This is a genomic window from Cryobacterium sp. PH29-G1, assembly GCF_030063365.1.
Lineage (GTDB): Bacteria > Actinomycetota > Actinomycetes > Actinomycetales > Microbacteriaceae > Cryobacterium.
Genome location: NZ_JASISY010000003.1, coordinates 263,617 through 282,125, shown reverse-complemented (window position 1 = coordinate 282,125; position 18,509 = coordinate 263,617). Strand labels below are relative to the sequence as shown.

Sequence of the window (18,509 nt, the reverse complement as noted above, 5' to 3'; positions counted from 1 at the left end):
GTTTACTAACCGGGTGAACGCTTCGGGATTGAACCGAACCGCGAATATCGGTGGTGGCTGGCAGCACGCTGCAAGTTTCGACAGATCGGGGAACCCCGTGGCGCTCCAAATGCTTTCGACAGAGTCTCCTGTTCTCTCGTCCACGCCGAGCGTGCTCGACGTGGGCGTCACCGGCGGCGTGGTACGCGGCATTCGCGAGGGCGCCATTCTGGCCTGGCGCGGAATCCCCTATGCGGCTCCTCCGGTCGGTGACCGCCGCTTTCGAGCGCCGCAACCAATCGCCCCGTGGCCGGGGGTGCGAGACGCCTCCCATTACGGCGACGTGGCCCCACAGCCGTATCGCGGCCAGTTCAAGGGTGCCAGCCCGCGCGTGCGCGCCAGCGAGGATTGCCTGACCGTCAACGTGCTCTCGCCCGCTGTCCCCCACCGCCGACGGCTGGCCATGCCGGTGATGGTGTTCATCCACGGCGGCGGCTATAGCACCGGATCGGCCCAGGATTTTCCCGGACAGGGCGAGGGCTTCGTGAACAGCGGCCGCGTCGTCTACGTCAGCTTCAACTACCGACTGGGCGCTCTGGGCTACCTCGATTTCAGTCGCTACTCCACGCCGGTGCGCCCGATCGAAAACAATCTGGGCCTGCGCGACCAGGTGGCCGCCCTGGAGTGGGTGCGCGCCAACATCCGCTCCTTCGGGGGCAACCCGAATAACGTGACGGTGTTCGGTGAGTCGGCCGGGGGCAACGCGATCATCACATTGATGGCGACGCCCGCAGCGCGGGGCTTGTTCGCCCGTGCGATCGCGCAAAGCCCGCCGAGCAACGCCGCCTATACGAGCGAGCTCACCGATGAGTGGGCCGAGCATTTCGTGAGTGTGTTGCGCGCGCAAACCGCGTTTTCCCCCAGCTCCATCAACGAGCTACTGGCCACCGCCGAGCTGGGGGCACTGACCCGGGCCGCGCTCGCCCTGCAGGTGCGCACGCCCGATGCGCATCCCGGTACATTCTGTTTGGCACCGGTCATCGACGGAACGTTCCTGCCGGAGCATCCGCTGGAAGCCTTTCGTAGCGGACGCGCACACCGGGTGCCGCTGATCATCGGAACGAACGATCGGGAGGGCGCTATTTTTCGGGGCCGGGCCAATGTGCTGCCCCGCTCACCGTGGCGCATTCAAGCGCTGTTCGACCACGCCCCCGGAGACACCCACACCGCGATGCGGGCGGTATACCCGGGGCTGCCGATCAGGCGTGCCGCCGCGGATTTTGGCGGCGACTACGCCTTCTGGTATCCGAGCATCATCGTGGCCGGGTTGCACTCCCGGTATGCCCCCGTGCATTTCTACCGCTTTGACATTGCCCCGCGGCTCATGCACCTGCTCGGGCTGGATGCCACGCACGGCATCGAAATGTACGCCCTGTTCGACCAAGTCGATTCCCCGTTCGCCCGCACGATGACGGCGCTCGGCGGCAGAGAGCCGTTCACCAGGGCGGGCGAGCGGATGCGCCGTCATTGGCTGCACTTCGCCTGCACCGGAGTTGTCGAGAGCAACTGGCCCCGGTACACCGAATCCGACCGCCTGACCCTCATCATCGACGTCATCGATCGGGTCGAAGCGGACCCCCGCGGCGATCGGCGGCGTGTGTGGCAACAATTCCTGCCGGGGCTCTAGCCTCGCACCGGCCGTAATACTGAGAACTCAGTACTCGTTGAATTCGGGGGCGGTGGCCGCGTCATGCTTGGCTTTGAGAATGGCCAGGTTGATGAGCACGAAAGCTTCCAGACGTTCATCGCGATGTTCGGCGTAGTCGGGCTCGCGCTGATCGACGGCCAGCTCGATGAGCTTCGATGAGACCGCCGAGCTGACTTCTTCACTGGCCGTGCGTTGCGCACTGGCCACAATGCGCGCCACCTGGTCGGCATCATCGGCCACGGCATCGAGGGCGAGCGTCAACCGTTCGTGCACGCGTAATCTCAGGGCGAACTGCAGCAGATCGTGCCGTTGATCATTGGTGAGCCCGAGCCGCCATTTGGTTGACGCTAAATCCTTGCTCATTCGGCTCACGCGCCGCCCATACTCTTCGTTCTGCCGCGCCAGCCGGTGCAGCTCGCTGCGTGCATTCTCGGCATAGCGCCCGGGGTCATAGTCGAAGTGCTCGCGCAGTGCTCCCACGATAATGTCGTTCTTCACGGCCATCCGCACGGCCGACAATGCGATCAGCAGGCCTTCATCGACGGTGCGCTCAAGGTCGGGCAGCTCAGCGTTCACGTCGGGTTCAGGGACGTGCGCGTGAGCGTCAGCTCGACGCCGGGACCGATTCCAATTGATTGCGCCACCACTTCCTCGTGCAGGTGACTTTCACTTTATCGGTGATTCAGTCAGCAGCAGCGCGCGGATCGATGGATCGAGTTCCAGTCGGTGCAGAAACGGCCGCAGCCGCGGCGGGTGCCGGCGTCACCGCTGTCGCAGTCGTTGTCGAGTCCGGCGCACGGATGTCCCGCCGCGCGAAGACGAATCGCCGCTGCACCAGAAAGCTCAGCACGTACAGAGTGGTGTCGGTGAGCAACTTGGCGGGCAGCAGCGCTATCCCCAGCCCGGTCAGTGCGGCCAGGAACAGGTAGCTCGCCGCGACGAGAGCCAGCGCCAGCACGATGTATCGCAGCGCATCACCGCGCCCGTGCCCGCTTCCCTGGGCCCGAAAAACTAGCCGCCGGTTGAGTAGAAAGTTCATCGAGCCACTCACCAGGCGGGCACCGACGACCGAGGCGAGCAGCGAGCCCGTGGCGGTGAACAGCAGTTGCAGGCCGACCACGTCGACAAGAAACGATGCGAACGACACCGTCGCGAACAGCAGCAGTGGCAGCATGACGCGCAGCGAGTCGCTAATGGGGCGAAAATGTGACGATGCATTGTGCTCGAGGTAAATCGTCTCGATGTCCAGTTCATCGATTCTCGTGTGATTGGCCGAGGAATCAAGCAGCATGTTGAGCTCGTACTCGAAACGCTCCCCCTTGATCGACAGGAGCCAGGGCAGCAACGCGGCGGGATAGCCGCGCAGGCCCGTTTGCGTGTCCCGAATGACAAAGCCGGTCGTGGATTCGAAGGCGTGTCGGGCGACGAGGTTGCCCACCTTGCTGCGCAACGGAACCGCGCCGGTAAAATGGCGGCCTCCGAGAACGATGGCGCCGTCGGAGCCGCGGATCCACTCGGCGACCCGAACGATATCGGTCGTGGAGTGTTGCCCGTCGCTATCGGCGCACACGACGTCTTGCCCCGGGTAGGCGCGCTGGATGTGGCGGAAGCCCACCTTGAGCGCGTGCCCCTTTCCCCGGTTTGTCGGATAGCGGATGACCTCGGCGCCGGCACGCTCGGCAGCGGCGAAGACGGCATCGAAGCGCGCTCCGCTGCCATCGTCGACAACGAGCACGGTCAGCCAGGGCGCATGCTGCCGCAAACCGGTGATGACCTCCAGGAGGTGCGCACCGGGTTCATACGCCGGGATCAGGGCGATCATCGCAGGACCTAACCTTCGATGTAGAGGATGTCGGAGGTACCGCGTTCGGTACCGGTGCCGAGCGGGTTATTGACCAGGCTGCCGTCGAAGTACATCGTTGACGAGCCGCCACCGTCGATGTTGTAAGCGGTCGTGGCCCCGAGGTCCTGCATGATTTCGGCGAGCCCGGTCATGGTGACGCCGGCGCTGTAACCGGGACTACGACCGTCGACGACGACAAACACGATGTGATTGTCGTCGATGACGCCGATCGCGGTGCGCGGTTGTTCGCCCTGGATCGAGTGGTTGCCGATGTTGGTGTCGACTTCAACCTGGTCGATGCCGGCCACGATGTCGCCGTCCTCGAGTAGGGCGGGGCCGAAGGACAGGGTGTTCCAGACGCCGGCGGCGACCAGGTCAGCGGCCGCGGTCGTGGTTTCGTCGTAAACCTTCACGGTGCCGTCGCGGTAAAAGGCGAGGCCGTCGCGGGCTCCTTCGTCACGGTACACAACGCCATTGCGGATGACGATGCCCGTGTCGCGAAAGCCGTAGTAGTCTCCGTTGATCGCGAAGATGGCGTTATTGTCGTCAGCGGTGTCCGAAGTGGTTTCGGTGATGTTCTCACCGAATCTGTTTTGGGCGAACGCGGATTGCAGCATCGTGGCGTCCGTCAACGTCACGTCGGCCACGTAGTAGGTGACGGTGTCGCTGCCGGTTCCCGTGACAACGGTGGAGATCGAGATATTGGCATCGTCGGAGACGTACGTGGTGCCGGTGACGACCGCGTCGCTCGCGGCGGTGGCGCCGGTTGAATCAGCTGTGGTGGAGTCAGCTGCGGTGTCGCTGGCGTTGGCGGCCTCGTAGGCGTCAACATCCGCTATCGAGACGTGCTCGATGACGAACCGGTCCAGTGCCCAGGCGGTGCCGCCGCCGAGGGTGAGGGTGAGCGCCAGCGCGGAGGCGACGATAGCGCGTCGGCGAATACTCCACGGCCGGCGCTGCGGACCAAGCGCAGCGGGCTGCTCAGGGCTGGGGGTTTTTTCTCGCATACCCCTTTGTAGAAGCCCGCGTTATGCGCCCCCTATGCCACGCCTAAGAGCACCCTATGAGCTGCACTGCCTCCCGCCGATGCCGCCCGACCGCACGCTAAGAGATCGGCGCTGCGACGCGCTCTGATTCACTCGCGGCAGGCACCGGGTGTGCCCGTTCAAGCGCCGCACCCTCCACATCGACGTTGGGCAGGATCCGGTCGAGCCACTTCGGCAGCCACCAGGCGGCACCGCCGAGCAGGTGCATCACGGCCGGGATAATGAGCAGCCGCACCACGAACGCATCAAGAAGTACGCCGACGCCCAGTCCAAATCCAATCGACTGAATCATCACCGAGTTCGAGAAGATAAAGCCCGAGAAGACCGAGGCCATGATGAGTGCGGCCGCGATAACCACGGTGCGACCCGCATGGAACCCACGCTGCACCGCCAGTCGCGCTGGGGCACCGTGCACGAATGATTCACGCATGCCGCTGACCAGGAATAGTTGGTAGTCCATCGCCAATCCGAAGAGAACGCCGACGACGAGGATGGGCAAGAAACTCAGGATCGGCCCGGGATCATGGATACCGAAGACCGAACCGAGCCACCCCCACTGGAAGACCGCCGTAATAGCGCCAAAGGCCGCGAACAGGGACAGCACGAAGCCCAGCGTTGCGGTGACCGGCACGAGAATCGAACGGAACACGAAGATCAAAATGATCAACGAGAGCCCAACGACCACGAGAAGGTATAGCGGAAGCGCAGCGGCGAGCTTTTCGCTCACATCGATGTTGCCCGATGCGTTGCCGGCAACACCGAGGGATGCGACACCATCGATGTCGAGGCTGCGCAGGTCCCGCACGAGTTGCTCGGTGGATTCGCTGGTCGGCCCCTCCTCGGGGATGACTTGGAATGCCAGCAACAGGTCATCATCGGACGCTCCGATCGGCGCGACAGCGACGACGTCGTTCTCCGCATGGAGGGCGGTTCCGATGCGCACCTGCTCGGCGATGAGATCGGAATCGGTAATGGCCGTCTCGAGGTCAGCAACTACGAGCAGCGGGCCGTTCACGCCGGCACCGAATTTGTCATCGGCAATTTTGTAGGCCTGGTAGGCGCTGGAGCCCAGCGGTTCGGACGAACCAGCGGGGAGCCCGAGACGCATGGAGAGCGCGGGGAGAGCGACGACAAGCAGCACGATGATGCCCACGACCACCGTCACGACAGCACGCACGGTATTCATCGGCTTGGAGGGTACTCGGGCGTGGGCGTGGGTGCTGCCGACTCGTTTGCGGGCCTTCTTCGTGAGGATCTTCGTTCCGACCAGACTCAGCATCGCCGGTGTCAGGGTGATCGCAATGAGAATCGCAACGAAGACACAGACTGCACCGACCGTACCCATGAGTCCGAGGAACGGTACGCCGGTGAGGTTGAGGGCGAGCAGAGCGATGAGCACGGTGGCGCCCGCGAACACCACCGCATTGCCGGAGGTGCCGGTGGCTAGACCGATCGACTCCTGCTGTTCCAAGCCAGCGCGCAATTGCGCTCGGTGCCGGTTAAGGATGAACAGCGAGTAGTCGATCCCGACCGCGAGCCCGAGCATTACGCCGAGGACAGGGGTGACGGAGAGCATTTCGACGGTTCCCGACAGGGCAAGCGAAGCGAGCACACCGACGCCCACACCGATGAGCGCGTTCAACAACGGCAGGCCAGCGCCGATGAGGGTACCGAGCATGACCCACAGCACGATCGCTGCGACGATCACACCGCCGATCTCGCCCGGGCCGAGGATTTCGGGAATGCTGGCGGCAATATCGTTGGAGACCGCGGCGGTGACGCCGTCGATCTGAGCCTTGGTCATCTCCGCGACGACGGCATCTTTGGACTCGACGGGAACCTGGTTGAGGGAGGTGTCGAACTGGATGCTCGCCACCACAGTCGTCTCATCGGTCGATACCTGACGGATACCCGCGGCCAGATCAAGCAGATCGGATCCCTGTTCGAGCGTGCTGCTCTGCGTCTCGAGTTCGGTGCGACTGGCATCCAACGTCGCCTGCTGCTGCGCAATGGCCGCACGGCCGGCATCGATCTGCGCCTGCTGCGCGTCGAGCACCGGCGCAGCGGCGGCGAGCTGCCCCGCAGACTCGGCCTGAGCGCGGCTAGCGTCGAGCTGCGCCTGTCCGGCATCTGCCTGAGCCGTCGCCGCGTTAATCTGCACCTGCCCCGCATCGAGCTGGGCCAAGCCATCGGCGAGCTGCTGCCGACCGTCAACGATCTTCTGTGCCTGGTCATCGATCTGGGCCTGCGTGTCGAACGGGTTTGTCGCCGCTTTCACATCGTCAAGTCCCACGCTGCTCGTGAGTAGGTCACCGATTGCGGTCTTCTGCGCGTCGGTGAAAGCGGAGTCGTCGGTCGTCGTGAAGATGACCGTACCCCGCCCGCCGCTGGCCGAAGGAAACTTCTCGGCGAGCTCGTCGCTGACTTTCTGGGTGGCGGTGCCCGGAATGCTAACGGCCGAGGTCAGCGCTCCGCCGAAGAGGGCGAAGGCACCGACAGCGAGGCCAAGAATAACCACCCACGCGACGACGACCAGCCATGCTCGGCGAGCAGAGAACCGACCGAGTCGGTAGAGAAGGGATGCCATAGTTCTCAGTTGCTTTCTTGAGGGTCAGGTGTTGCGTAGCCGATGCGAATGGTGACGATGAGGCGATCAAGTAGTTCGTTCCACACCGTGCGAGAGGATGCGTCGAGCGCCCCACCCGTGCGGGCCAGCCAATGGACACAAACCACGGCGATGCCGTTCATGAGTGAGCTGACGAGGATCGCGACCTCGAATTCATCGATCGCACTCGTGCGCTCGGCGATCTCTGTTGAGAGCTGTTCGGTGGTACGGGTGAAGACATCGCCGATACCGTGCCGCGAGCGTCCGGTCTCACCCTCGGCGGCGAGCACGCCGGAGAGGTAGGCAACCACGGGCGGCAAATCGATGTTGCGCAGTGCCGTCGTGATCTCGTCGAACACGCTGACCCGACTCCCGTCCCCCACCGGAGTCGATGCCGTCGCGGCACGAAACTCAACGACGGTAGCGCTGAGGACTCGCGTGCAGGTCGTCATGATGACGTCGTCGAGCGATGAGAAGTGATTGAAAACGGTTCGACGGGAAACATCGGCACGCTCGGCGAGTTCATCGACGCTGAACTGCGGTTTACCCCGCTCGCGAATGAGAGCGTCTGCGGCGTCCAAAATTGCCTGACGGTAGCGCGCTTTGAGGTCACCTCGGCGATCGGGCGCGGTGCGGCGGGAAGTCACATACTTACACTAAGTGCAACGACGCACAAAGTGCAATCGAACCGAGCTCCCGCTGACAGCCATGCCGCCTAGCGGAGACCGCTACGCGGCATCGGTGTCCAGAGCCGAGGCTAGGGCCTTGAGAACACCTGTCGCGACGTCCATCGACATTCGCTGCAGGGACTCTTTTGTCATTGCTGCCATGTGCGGGGTAACGATCAGGTTGGGCGCGGAGAAGATGGCGGCGTCCGGAGCCGGAGGTTCCGACTCGAAGACGTCCAGAGCCGCACCGGCGAGATGACCGGATTCCAGGGCGGCAACAAGTGCCGCGTCGTCGACGAGGTCCCCGCGCGCGGCGTTGATCAGCATGGAGCCGTCGCGCATGCGCGCTATTTCTGCAGCGCCGATAAGATGCCGGTTGGTTCCGCCGCCCGGCACGTGCAGGCTGACGATATCGCTGCACTCGAGCAATTCACCGAGGTCCGGCACAATCTCAAAATCGTCATGCTGGGGGATATAGGGGTCGAAGGCCTTGACGACCAGGCCGAGGGCCATGGCCCGCCGGGCGACTGCGGAGCCGATCGCCCCCGCTCCGATGAGGCCCAGCGTCATGCCGCTCGCGTCTCGACCGTTCAGACCGCCCCGGTCCACCTGCCCGGGAAGCGAACCGCCGCCACTGGGAAAGGCGCCGGAGCGCAGTGCGGCTGACACCTCGGGGATGCGCTTGAGAAGCATCAACGCGACCGTCACCACGTATTCCGCAACGGAATCGGTGTTGCTGCGCGGGGTGTTCACGATCGCGATGCCCCGCGCCCGTGCCGCCTCAACGTCAATATTGTCAATACCAGCACCGTGCCGGCCAATGACGCTGAGCCGGGGCGATGCATCCATCATGTCTTCGGTGAATGGCGTGCTGCGAACGATCACGGAATCGGCCCGGTGCAGGGCCGCGGTGCGCTCCTGCCCGCTCAGCTCCGACAGAAGGAGAACCTCACAGCTCTGGGACAACAACTCCATTCCGGAGTGGTGCACCGGTTCGGTGACAACGACGACGGGCCTGTAGCGAGATGACATGAATTTCCTTTTAGAAGATCGGCAGGTTGAGATGCTCGGGCTGCGGTCGCATCACCAGGGGCGCGTAATCTCGTGCACATCGAGGTTCAGCGACCGGAGTGCGGCGACGAGCGAGTCCTGACGTTCGGCGGCGTAGATATCAATGGAGTTGAGCACCCGCACACCGATATGTTCCGACATCCATTCAGCGTCCCTGGTCGTTTCCCCCTGCGAAGCATCGACAGCGCCGTCACCGGACAGGTTCGATGCGAAGATTCCCGCGGCCGAGCGCGGGAGAAAGTCTTCGTAGACGATCGGTTCGGCTCGCAACCAGCCCCCATCAAGCATGGCCACCAGGTCGGCCGGCGGCTCTCCGGCCGCCCCCTGAAGGGGCGCGTGGAAGGTGAAATAGGCGAAATCGGCGAGGATCAGGTCGCGGTCACCGGAGGGGCAGTTCGCCGACCACACCTCCCGAGCGACCTCAGCACGCGGTCGCCCTGTTTCAGCCTGTCGCTGATCCGTCAGGGACATCATTTGGTCATAGCTGCTTCGTCCGGTCGGAGTCAGGGCGATACCCCGCGCCTCGACTTCGCCAAACCGAACGCGCATTTCTCCGGCGCTGGTCGAGCCGTCACTTTCAGCGAAGACGCGTGGTTCTGACAGCGCTTTAAACGACGTCTGCCGCAGCAGGAGGTCCGGACCATCCCAGCGGGGCGGACCCTGAATCGAATCGATCATCGTGATCCCGCGCCCTTCCATCCGCCGGTACAGTTCGTCGATGTCAAGAACCCGCGGTGTCAGATGGTTGATGTGGGTACTGGCGACACCGCCGATGTCGGCGGCAACGCTGGAGATGGCTTCGAGCCGGTCATACCAGTCGCGATCAACCGGGTCATCGGACAAGGCGAAGGCCGCGGCCGTGAGTTCCAGATATTCGGCAGCCTCTTCCGCGGGCAGCCCCCCGTCTCGAACCGATGCGCCGGCCAGTTCCAGCAGCCGCTCGGAAAAGAGCACCCGCCGCGCGATAAATTCCGTCAGTGCGCGTTCGACGTCTTCGGTGAAGAACCGGCGATCCTCGGGTACCAGCAACGACGTGAAAACCCGGAAGGGGTTTTTGGCCAGTTCAGCACGATCGATCGGCCGGAATGCGGTCGACACGACCGGAATCGGGTTGGGCTTGGCATCGCGAAGGTCGTAGAAGTTGACGGGAAACATGCCGGCGGCGGCGAAAATGCTGGCGACCTGCGCCAGCTCCGTCGTGCTGCCCACGCGAATGGCGCCGTGCCGCTCGGCCGTGACGCGCTCAATGCTTCCAAACGTCTGGGCCAACTCCGGGTGAGCCGCCTGGAAGTCGAGGTTCACCTCCTGCGCCACATCGAGCAGCGTCGTGTACGCGGGTACCTCCGTTCCGTAGAGGTCGGACAGGGTGCGAGCGAGGCGACCACGCAATTCGGTCTGGGTGACAAATGACATTGATAACCAATCGATCGAGAGTGAGGGAAGCGAATCAGACGACGGTTGTCGTATAGACGGTGGCGAGAGTGGTGAAGAATTCCCTGGCCGCCGTGCCCTGCTCCCGGGGGCCGTAGCTCGACGACTTGCTGCCGCCGAACGGTACGTGGAGTTCAGTCAGCGCGGTCGACCGATTAACGTGGAGCATTCCGGCATCCATTTCGCGCTGGAATTTCACGATGGCTTTGTTGGAATCCGTGATGATTCCGGCACAGAGCCCATACCGCGTGTCGTTCGCCGTGATGATCGCGTCGTCCAGGTCGTCGGTCTCGATGACGCAGGCAACTGGGCCAAAGATTTCTTCCTGGTTTATTCGCATCTGTGACGCGCCGCCCGCAAAAAGCGCCGGCTGGAGGTAATAACCGGGAGTGGAGTTTTCGATGGCTTCGCCTCCAGCCACAAGCTCGGCGCCCTCGCGTTGACCGAGTTCGATGTATTCGCTCACCTGATCGAACTGGGCCTGGCTGGCCAGCGGTCCGATATCGATATCGGCTTCCAGCGCGTGGCCGACACGCAAGCCCTTCATGCGCTTGGCGACCCCTTCAATCAGACTCGGGTAAATGCCCCGGGTGGCGATCACCCGACTGGTCGCCGTGCAGCGCTGACCGGTGGAGACGAAAGCGCCGTCCATGACGGCGTCGATGGCGGTCACAAGATCGGCATCGTCCAGCACGATCAGGGAGTTCTTTCCGCCCATCTCGGTCTGGATGCGTTTGGGGCCGTTTGCGATTCCGGCGCGGGCGATTGCCAACCCCGTGGCCGTTGACCCGGTGAAGGTAATCGCGTTCAGGTCCGGGGATTTGGCCATCGCATCGCCGACAGTTCGTCCCTTGCCCATGACCAGGTTAAACACCCCGTCGGGGATCCCCGATTGGTGAATGATCTCGGCGAGCAGCCAGGCGCTGGAAGGCACCAGATCGGCCGGTTTGAAAACGACCGTGTTACCAAACGCCAGTGCCGGAGCAATCTTCCACGCCGGAATCGCCAGTGGAAAATTCCACGGGGTGATGATGCCGACGGCGCCCACCGGCTTGCGGGCAGTGTGGATGGCGGTGTTGGCACGTGAGGACGAGAAAAGACTCCCCTGCTCCTGCTCAACCTGCGAGGCGTAGTAGAGGAACGTCATGCCCGCCCGAGTGGCCTCGCCGATCCCCTCGGCCCGGATCTTTCCCTCCTCGCGAGAGAGCGCCGCGCCCAGCTCGGCCCGCCGTTCCAGAATCGTGTTACCGATGCGCCGCAGTGCCGCGACGCGTTCCGCAGGGGGAAAGTCGCGCCATTGTCCCCGCGCTGCCGCTGCTGCCCGAATGGCGTCCTGCGTCTCGTCGAGCGTCGCGGACGCATACTCACCAATAACGTCGGCGGTGTCCGAGGGGTTGACGTTCTGGGTGAAATTCTGGCCCTGCCAGCGGCCACCAATGAGATTTTCGAACTGCATTCTCGTCACCTGACTATTCCGTTTGCGCCCTGACGCAATGGAAGTCGCGTCCGAGCGTGTAATTTTCAATGTTGTCAACGACCAGAGCGAGCATCGCCACCAACGCATCGGGGGTGTTGTAAGCCTGATGCGGGCTCAAAACGACGTTGTCCAGCTGTCGAAGTGGACTCGCCTGCTCAAGTGGTTCGGTAGTGAAGACGTCCAGCCCAGCGGAGAGTGTGCCGATCTGCAGCCTGGATTCGAGCGCATCGGGCTCGATGAGTTCCGCCCGTGCGGTGTTGATGACGATGCTGCCCGGTTTCAGGCGATCCAGCAACGCACCGGAGATCAGTCCGCGCGTCTCGTCAGTGAGCGCAAGGTGCAGGGACAGCACATCGGCGGTCTCCACCAATTGGTCGAGGCCGACAAAGGTCACTCCCGGGATCGGTTGCGCGGGTGGGTTTCGTGTCCACACGATCACCTTCATGCCGACAGCACCGAACAATTTGGCGGTTGCGGCGCCGATACTTCCAAACCCGACTATTCCAGCGGTGCGGCCCGACAGATGCAGCCCAGACGCGAACGGGCGCCAACGATGCTCCTGCAGGTGCCGATCACCCGCGACAATCCGGCGGGCGACGGCAAGCAGCAGGGCCAGGGCGTGTTCAGCCACGGAATCGCTTCCGTAATTCGGGGTCACCGCGACGGCAATCCCGCGACGTGCGGCGAGCCTGAGATTGACGAAATTCGCGGCGCCCTGACCGATATATGCGGCCATGACGAGCCGTGGAGCATGCTCCAGCACCTGGTCGGGAAGCGTACCGCCGAAGATCACAATGTCGGCGTCACCCACCGTCTCGACGAACGCCTCTGGTGAACTCGGAACACCCAGGTGCACGGTGAGGTCACTGATCTCGTCGAGACGAGCGAGCAAACCACTCGACCGCAAGGCGTTCACAACCAGCTCATTGGCGTCGGCATACACGACCCGCGGGCGCACCGAGCTCGTCATTCTGCGGCAATCATCAGACGAGTCATGAACTTCGTGACATGTAGCATGTTAGAAGCATAAGGACGCCGCAGGCCATTTGTCAATCAGTGCCAGCCTGATAACGGCGGGCTGTAGGTAACGTGTTACCTGTCATGTTTCACCAAGGGTGTGGCCGTATGCTGAGAGCATGAAGATGCACAGTTCGGTTCTGCAGCCCCTGGACTCCCGGGCGCTTTCGCTGACCGAGCGCACAATCAATGCGCTGCGGGAGGCCATCCGCAATGGGTCCCTGACGCCGGGCGCTCTCTATTCGGTGTACCAGATCGCTGAGGACTTGGGTGTGTCCCGCAGCCCCGTGCGCGAGGCGCTGTTGCGCTTGGCCGAAACCGGAATCGTGCGATTTGAGCGCAATAAGGGCTTCCGCGTGGTTGTTCCGGGGCCGTCGGCGCTGGCCGAGATGATCGCGGTTCGCATCGCGCTGGAGGTACCAGCGGCGCGACACGCGGCCAACGCGGCGAAGGCCGGCGATGACCATGGACTTCTCGCTGAGTGCAAAGCCATGCAGGCGGCGGCCACGGCGCAGGATGTGCTCCTGTTCATGACGCATGACCAGCGGCTGCACGGCATCATTCTCGAGCTCGCCGGTAACAGCTACGTGCAACGCATTATCGAGAATCTCCGAGACGCGTCGCGGCTCGTCGGCCCGTCGACGATCAAGGGCACGAGGACACTCTCGGAAGTCTTCGAGGAACACCTCCCCATCGTCAACGCGATCATCGCCGGAGACGGCCCCGGCGCCGCGCGGGCAATGCACGAGCATCTCAAGACCACAGGTCGAATCCTCCTGCACGATGCCGTCTCCCGCCCCGACGCGGGGGAACACACTGATGACGCTGAGCTCTGGACCCGGTTCATCGACTGATGCGTTCGGCCGACACGAGTCGGCCCCAGGACTGATCGAGAACCGCTGGGTCCGCAAAGCGATGCGGCCGTGCGAAGTCGATGTTGGCGGAAGGTGGCTCGCCGAACAGGTCTCGAGTAACCGATTCGCCGACACCGGCGGCCATCTTGAACCCCTTGCCGGAAAACCCCGTCGCCACGTAGACACCCGGCAATTCCGGCAGCCAGCCAATCAGGGGTTGCGCATCCCGGGTATATAAGTCTGGATACGCTTTGGCCCGAACGGCCACAGGCATGAGGCCGGGCAGAAGCCGGTCGACCGCAGCGTGGGAATCGTCAAGCTCAGCCGGCGTCAGTTCCCGGTTCATCGCATCGAGGTCAACGATTTCGTTCGGTCGACAGATGCCACCCAACTTGACCATGTTGCCGTCCAGCGTGGGTGCACCCCACATGTGCACGTCACCGGAATCACGCATAAAGGCGGGAAACCGACCATTCTCGAAGTTGGCCGGTTCACGGGACGAGAACCAGGTCAGGAGAATTCGACCCGGTTTGACGTGCTCGGCGTAGCGCTTCGGTAACAGATCCCGGCTCCACGCTCCGGCAGAAATGACCACACGCTTGAACGTCCAGCTCTGCTGTCCGGAATGGATCTCAACGAAACCGTCCTGGGGGACGACGGCGTCGATACCCCGGGTCTGGTGCACGGTGGCCCCGTTGGCTTTCGCCTGTTCCACAGCGTTCAGAACGGCCACGTCGGTACGCAGCAGGCCCCCGCGGGGATCGAAGAGGCCGAGATCGCCGGGGAGCACCTCGTGCTGCGGAAAGCGTCGCCGGAGCTCATCCGGTTGGAGCGTTTCAAAGTCTGCGCCGGATGCCCTGGCGCTGCTGCGGAGGGACCGCACATAGTCGCCGTCGTCCGTGGTGATCGTCAGCGCACCGCCGCTCTGGTCGAGGATTCGCGTACCCCCCAGAGCGCCCAACTCCTTCCAGAGCCGTTCGGAATTGGCCAGCAGGCCCGAGTATTGCGAGCCTTCCTTGTAGGCCATCCGGAACATCCGCGAGTCTCCCCCGACCGCGGTGTGGTCTGATGCCGGATAGGTGGCGTCGAACCCGACCACGCTCCCCGGCCGAAGTGACGATCGCCAGAGGATCATGCTCCCGGTCGTTCCGACGCCGATAACGGCGAGATCTCCATCCATTGCCTCGTCCCCTTTACCGTGCCGGTTGCGCGGCGGCCGGGGACGAGTCGAGTACCCGAGCGAGGAACTCACGGGCTCGAGCATTCTTCGGATGTTCGAAGACCTCTTCGGGGGTGCCTTCTTCAATGATCTTCGACTTGTCCATGATCATCACGCGGTCGGCTACTTCGCGTGCGAATTGCATCTCATGCGTCACCACGATCATGGTCATCCCGCCCCGGGCGAGGTCGGTCATCACGCTGAGCACCTCGCCGACAAGTTCCGGGTCCAGCGCAGAGGTCGGCTCGTCGAAGAGCATGACATCCGGTTCCATGGCCAGCGCACGGGCGATGGCCACCCGTTGCTGCTGCCCGCCGGAGAGTTCGCTCGGGTAGGCATCCTGCTTGAACGCGAGCCCGACTTTGTTCAGAAGCTCCAGGGCATGCTTGGTGGCGGCGGTGCGCGAAACGCCGTTGACGATCATGGGCGCCTCGATGACGTTCTCCAGTACCGTCTTGTGCGGAAAGAGGTTGAATTGTTGGAAGACCATACCCAGACGTCGGCGACGGCCCGAAGTCGCTGCCTCGCTGAGCTTGATGAGCGTGTCACCTTTGCGCTCATAGCCGACGTAGTCGCCCATGACGAAGATTTCACCGGAATCGATCGTCTCCAAGTGATTCACGCACCGAAGAAGCGTGCTCTTTCCTGACCCTGATGGGCCGACGATGCAGACGACTTCACCTCGATTGACGTGCAGTGAGATGTCGCTGAGCACGACGACATCGCCAAAGCTCTTGGTGATCCTTCGAATGTCGATGACCACTTCTGATGCGGCGGAATCAGACAAGATTGGGCTCCTCTGTCACTTCGGTTGCTGCACGACGCTTGGTAACTTTCGACCGTGCGGCGTAGCCACGGTTGAAGATTTTTTCAACCCGCGATTGCGCGATGGTCAGCAGCGACACCATGAACAGGTACCAGATGGTCGCAACGACGAGCAGCGGAATCACCTGGTAGTTGCTCGAGTAGATGATCTGCGACGAATACAGCAGGTCGCTGAGGGCGATGACGCTGACCAGCGAGGTGCTTTTCAGCATGGTGATCACCTGGTTGGCCGTCGGCGGCACGATGATGCGCATTCCCTGCGGAATAATGATGCGCACGTCGACCTTGGACGGCTTCATGCCCAGTGCCTGCGCGGCTTCCCGCTGGCCGCGATCGACCGCAGACAGTCCCGAGCGGATGATCTCGGCCATGTAGGCGGATTCGTGGAGGGAGAGCGCAAGAACAGCGGCCATGAACGGGCTGATGATTTCGTTGGCGTTGAGGGTGATCCACGGCTCCATGCCGGGGATCCCAATGTCCAGATTCGGGAACAGCGCGGCCAGGTTGAACCAGAACAATAGCAACACGAGCAGCGGGACGCCGCGGAAAAACCAGATGTAGACAGTGGCCATCCACTGCAGGGGAGGACTCTGCGAGAGCCGCATGAGTGCCAGCACCCCGCCGAGGAAGGTTCCGATCACCATGCACACGACGGTCAAGAGCAAGGTATGGCCGATGCCGGCGATGATCGACGGATGGAACAGATAGGCCGCGATCACGGGCCACCCGAACCGCTCGTTGCCGAACACCGACACGAGTAAAGCGATCGCCGCCAAAAGAACGACGATAGAGAGCACCGTACGCCGATAGTTCTTGCGGGCGACCACGTGAGGAGCCAACGGTAGTTGAGTCCGATCTAGTACTGAGGTCATCGTCGACTCCTCCGATCCTTTTTGGTTACTTCTTAATTTCTGCGGTCTCAATGGCCAGATCGGAGAGGCCGTAACGGTCCAGCGTCTTCTCGTAGGCACCCGAGCTGATGAGGTACTCCATGGCGGCAGCAATCGGTTCGACCAATTCCGAACCCTCGTTCATGCCGATTCCCAGGATGGATCCGTTCGTGAGCTTCTCGCCGACCTCAATGCGGTCGTTCTTGCTGGCCGCATAGAGAAGGATGGGGGTGTCACCGGCTACGGCCTGCAGGCGTCCGCTGTCCAGCGCAAGAACGGCCTTCTGCTGATCTGCGTAGGACTGAACATCGATCGGTTCGGATCCGGCCGCGGCGCACGCTTCCATCTTCTCTGGCATCACAACGGTCTGCTGGAACGATCCGTTGGAGACGCCCACGGACATTCCGCACAGGGCGTCAGGCGAGACCTGATCCGGGTTGCCCTTGAGCGTCGCAAGGGAGCTGTTGGCGAAGTAGTACTGAACGAAGTCCAGGACTAACGCACGCTCCTCCGTGATCGCCATGTTGCTTGCGGTGATGTCGTAGCGCCCCGACTGGATTCCGGGAATGATTTGGTCCATGCTGGCGCCGTGCACCTCAATGCCCAGCCCCAGGACTTCTCCGAGGTCGCTCATGAGGTCGATATTGAATCCCTGGAGATCCCCGGCTTCGTCCGGGTAGTTCAGCGGTGCCATCCCCACCGTGGTGACCATCTGCAGCACACCGGCCTCGGCGATCGAAGCGGGTACGAGCGCGGCGGCCTCTTCGTTGAACAGGGCGGAGGACTCCGTTACGGCGTCTGATTCTTCGGTAGCCGTCGTTGCCGAGCAACCGGTAAGTCCGATGAGAGCAACCGCTGCAATTGAAAGCGCTGCGCGTCCCGAGGTATTCATTAGCTTCACGTCGTATCCTTTGAGAGGTGGTGAATATGTAGCATGCTACATGCGTGTCATTACCCTACACACATTTTCGCCCCGTTCGCATCTTCTCGAGATCCCCGAAATGTTCCGGAAACAAAGCCCCGCGCACGACACGGCACCCTCAGCAGGGACGCCGCAAACGCCCCACGTGCAACCGTTACCATCGGGTCATGACCCTCACTCGCTCCCCCATCACGGCCGGGCGCCACTGATGGCTCCCCGCGTCAGCACGACTGACCGCATCCATCTCGCCCTGCGTGAAGCGATACTCTCCGGCGAGCTCGCCAGCGGATCACTGCACTCCATCTACCAACTCGCGGAGCGCTTCAACGTTTCCCGCACACCGGTCCGCGATGCGGTCTTACGCCTCGCAGACACGGGCATGCTCGAAATTGAGCGCAATCACGGAGTGCGCGTGCGCGGATTGAAAGTCGACGACGTGCGCGAGGTATTCGAGGCTCGTCTGTTGCTCGAGGTGCCGGCCGCAGCTTTTGCCGCCACCCATGCAGACGATGCACTCGTCACCGCGCTCCGGGCCTGCCTGCTCGATTTCGCGGCGGCCGTGGCCACGAATGATGAGGCGCAGTTCCAGCGCAGTGACCGGCAACTGCACACCATGCTCATGGCTGCAGCCGGCAATACCCGCATTTCGGCCATGGTCGAATCGCTGCGTGATGTCACGCAGGCGCACGGCGTGTGGACAGCTGATCAATCACGTACCCTTCGGGCAATTCAACACGAACACGAACCAATCGTCGATGCCGTCGCCGCGAGAAACCCCGACGCCGCGGCCCGCCTGATGCGCGACCACCTCGTCGAAACCGCGGTACTGCTCATGCAGCAGGTCGCGAAAACTTCGGGCGAGGCGGTCCCGGATCCGTGGCCTGGAGCTCTTATTTCGCGCGCACGTGGCGTATAGACCATTCCGAACGGAGCTCATCCTGGAGTAGCATGCTA

At 62.9% G+C, this 18,509-nt stretch carries 16 protein-coding genes; 3 read left to right on the top strand and 13 right to left on the bottom strand.

All coding sequences use genetic code 11. The annotated features are described in order from the left end of the window. Positions 1-109 precede the first annotated feature (109 nt). Entirely contained in the window at positions 110-1,666 is a 1,557-nt protein-coding gene (locus QMK22_RS05960; RefSeq protein ID WP_283496702.1) for a carboxylesterase/lipase family protein, read from the top strand. 27 nt (positions 1,667-1,693) lie between these two features. Here QMK22_RS05960 and QMK22_RS05955 read toward each other — a convergent pair whose 3' ends face one another. The 9 genes from QMK22_RS05955 to QMK22_RS05915 all read right to left on the bottom strand — a co-directional run bounded on the left by QMK22_RS05955 (position 1,694) and on the right by QMK22_RS05915 (position 12,798). Continuing rightward, positions 1,694-2,263 carry a hypothetical protein gene (locus QMK22_RS05955; protein WP_283496701.1) on the bottom strand — a complete coding sequence of 190 codons (570 nt, stop codon included), beginning with the start codon at positions 2,261-2,263 and terminating at the stop codon, positions 1,694-1,696. 106 nt (positions 2,264-2,369) lie between these two features. Beyond that, positions 2,370-3,509, bottom strand: coding sequence for a bifunctional glycosyltransferase family 2/GtrA family protein (locus QMK22_RS05950; RefSeq protein ID WP_283496700.1), 1,140 nt, complete (start codon positions 3,507-3,509; stop codon positions 2,370-2,372). Positions 3,510-3,517: 8 nt separating this feature from the next. Then, the gene (locus tag QMK22_RS05945) at positions 3,518-4,537 is read right to left on the bottom strand and encodes a phosphodiester glycosidase family protein (protein WP_283496699.1); all 1,020 of its coding nucleotides are present in this window, start codon (positions 4,535-4,537) and stop codon (positions 3,518-3,520) included. A gap of 97 nt (positions 4,538-4,634) precedes the next feature. Then, a complete protein-coding gene (locus tag QMK22_RS05940; protein ID WP_283496698.1) occupies positions 4,635-7,163 on the bottom strand; it encodes an MMPL family transporter in 2,529 nt (842 codons plus the stop codon). 5 nt (positions 7,164-7,168) lie between these two features. Then, positions 7,169-7,828, bottom strand: a complete 660-nt coding sequence (locus tag QMK22_RS05935; RefSeq protein ID WP_283496697.1) for a TetR/AcrR family transcriptional regulator — start codon at positions 7,826-7,828, stop codon at positions 7,169-7,171. Positions 7,829-7,909: 81 nt separating this feature from the next. Continuing rightward, positions 7,910-8,881 carry a hydroxyacid dehydrogenase gene (locus tag QMK22_RS05930; RefSeq protein ID WP_283496696.1) on the bottom strand — a complete coding sequence of 324 codons (972 nt, stop codon included), beginning with the start codon at positions 8,879-8,881 and terminating at the stop codon, positions 7,910-7,912. Positions 8,882-8,932: 51 nt separating this feature from the next. Further along, positions 8,933-10,333 carry a 2-oxoadipate dioxygenase/decarboxylase gene (gene hglS, locus QMK22_RS05925; protein ID WP_283496695.1) on the bottom strand — a complete coding sequence of 467 codons (1,401 nt, stop codon included), beginning with the start codon at positions 10,331-10,333 and terminating at the stop codon, positions 8,933-8,935. Positions 10,334-10,367: 34 nt separating this feature from the next. Continuing rightward, complete coding sequence (locus QMK22_RS05920; RefSeq protein ID WP_283496694.1) at positions 10,368-11,807, bottom strand: aldehyde dehydrogenase family protein; 1,440 nt, start codon at positions 11,805-11,807, stop codon at positions 10,368-10,370. A gap of 13 nt (positions 11,808-11,820) precedes the next feature. Beyond that, a complete protein-coding gene (locus QMK22_RS05915) occupies positions 11,821-12,798 on the bottom strand; it encodes a 2-hydroxyacid dehydrogenase (protein ID WP_283496693.1) in 978 nt (325 codons plus the stop codon). A gap of 166 nt (positions 12,799-12,964) precedes the next feature. On the opposite strand from QMK22_RS05915, the gene QMK22_RS05910 reads away from it, so the two are divergent. Continuing rightward, positions 12,965-13,699 carry a GntR family transcriptional regulator gene (locus tag QMK22_RS05910; RefSeq protein WP_283496692.1) on the top strand — a complete coding sequence of 245 codons (735 nt, stop codon included), beginning with the start codon at positions 12,965-12,967 and terminating at the stop codon, positions 13,697-13,699. Here QMK22_RS05910 and QMK22_RS05905 read toward each other — a convergent pair. From QMK22_RS05905 to QMK22_RS05890, 4 genes are read right to left on the bottom strand one after another with little or no spacing between them, the layout of a single operon-like run. Next, positions 13,689-14,879, bottom strand: coding sequence for an FAD-dependent oxidoreductase (locus QMK22_RS05905; RefSeq protein ID WP_283496691.1), 1,191 nt, complete (start codon positions 14,877-14,879; stop codon positions 13,689-13,691). The two genes, QMK22_RS05910 and QMK22_RS05905, sit on opposite strands and share 11 nt — an antisense overlap. Positions 14,880-14,892: 13 nt before the next feature. Further along, complete coding sequence (locus tag QMK22_RS05900) at positions 14,893-15,705, bottom strand: amino acid ABC transporter ATP-binding protein (protein ID WP_502857150.1); 813 nt, start codon at positions 15,703-15,705, stop codon at positions 14,893-14,895. Then, a complete protein-coding gene (locus QMK22_RS05895; protein WP_283496690.1) occupies positions 15,698-16,615 on the bottom strand; it encodes an amino acid ABC transporter permease in 918 nt (305 codons plus the stop codon). The genes QMK22_RS05900 and QMK22_RS05895 overlap by 8 nt, the downstream gene beginning before the upstream one ends. A gap of 25 nt (positions 16,616-16,640) precedes the next feature. Then, positions 16,641-17,525, bottom strand: coding sequence for an ABC transporter substrate-binding protein (locus tag QMK22_RS05890; protein WP_283496808.1), 885 nt, complete (start codon positions 17,523-17,525; stop codon positions 16,641-16,643). Positions 17,526-17,763: 238 nt separating this feature from the next. Here QMK22_RS05890 and QMK22_RS05885 point away from each other — a divergent pair, with 238 nt between their 5' ends. Continuing rightward, positions 17,764-18,471 (top strand): GntR family transcriptional regulator, encoded by a 708-nt coding sequence (locus QMK22_RS05885; RefSeq protein WP_283496689.1) that lies wholly within the window; start codon positions 17,764-17,766, stop codon positions 18,469-18,471. Positions 18,472-18,509 lie beyond the last annotated feature (38 nt).

Coding starts and splice junctions, on each gene's coding strand:
- QMK22_RS05910 (WP_283496692.1), top strand. CDS start 12,965: ATGAAGATGCACAGTTCGGTTCTGCAGCCCCTGGACTCCCGGGCGCTT.
- QMK22_RS05930 (WP_283496696.1), bottom strand. CDS start 8,881: ATGTCATCTCGCTACAGGCCCGTCGTCGTTGTCACCGAACCGGTGCAC.
- QMK22_RS05920 (WP_283496694.1), bottom strand. CDS start 11,807: ATGCAGTTCGAAAATCTCATTGGTGGCCGCTGGCAGGGCCAGAATTTC.
- QMK22_RS05960 (WP_283496702.1), top strand. CDS start 110: ATGCTTTCGACAGAGTCTCCTGTTCTCTCGTCCACGCCGAGCGTGCTC.
- QMK22_RS05940 (WP_283496698.1), bottom strand. CDS start 7,163: ATGGCATCCCTTCTCTACCGACTCGGTCGGTTCTCTGCTCGCCGAGCA.
- QMK22_RS05890 (WP_283496808.1), bottom strand. CDS start 17,525: ATGAATACCTCGGGACGCGCAGCGCTTTCAATTGCAGCGGTTGCTCTC.
- hglS (WP_283496695.1), bottom strand. CDS start 10,333: ATGTCATTTGTCACCCAGACCGAATTGCGTGGTCGCCTCGCTCGCACC.
- QMK22_RS05950 (WP_283496700.1), bottom strand. CDS start 3,509: ATGATCGCCCTGATCCCGGCGTATGAACCCGGTGCGCACCTCCTGGAG.
- QMK22_RS05905 (WP_283496691.1), bottom strand. CDS start 14,879: ATGGATGGAGATCTCGCCGTTATCGGCGTCGGAACGACCGGGAGCATG.
- QMK22_RS05895 (WP_283496690.1), bottom strand. CDS start 16,615: ATGACCTCAGTACTAGATCGGACTCAACTACCGTTGGCTCCTCACGTG.
- QMK22_RS05915 (WP_283496693.1), bottom strand. CDS start 12,798: ATGACGAGCTCGGTGCGCCCGCGGGTCGTGTATGCCGACGCCAATGAG.
- QMK22_RS05885 (WP_283496689.1), top strand. CDS start 17,764: ATGGCTCCCCGCGTCAGCACGACTGACCGCATCCATCTCGCCCTGCGT.
- QMK22_RS05945 (WP_283496699.1), bottom strand. CDS start 4,537: ATGCGAGAAAAAACCCCCAGCCCTGAGCAGCCCGCTGCGCTTGGTCCG.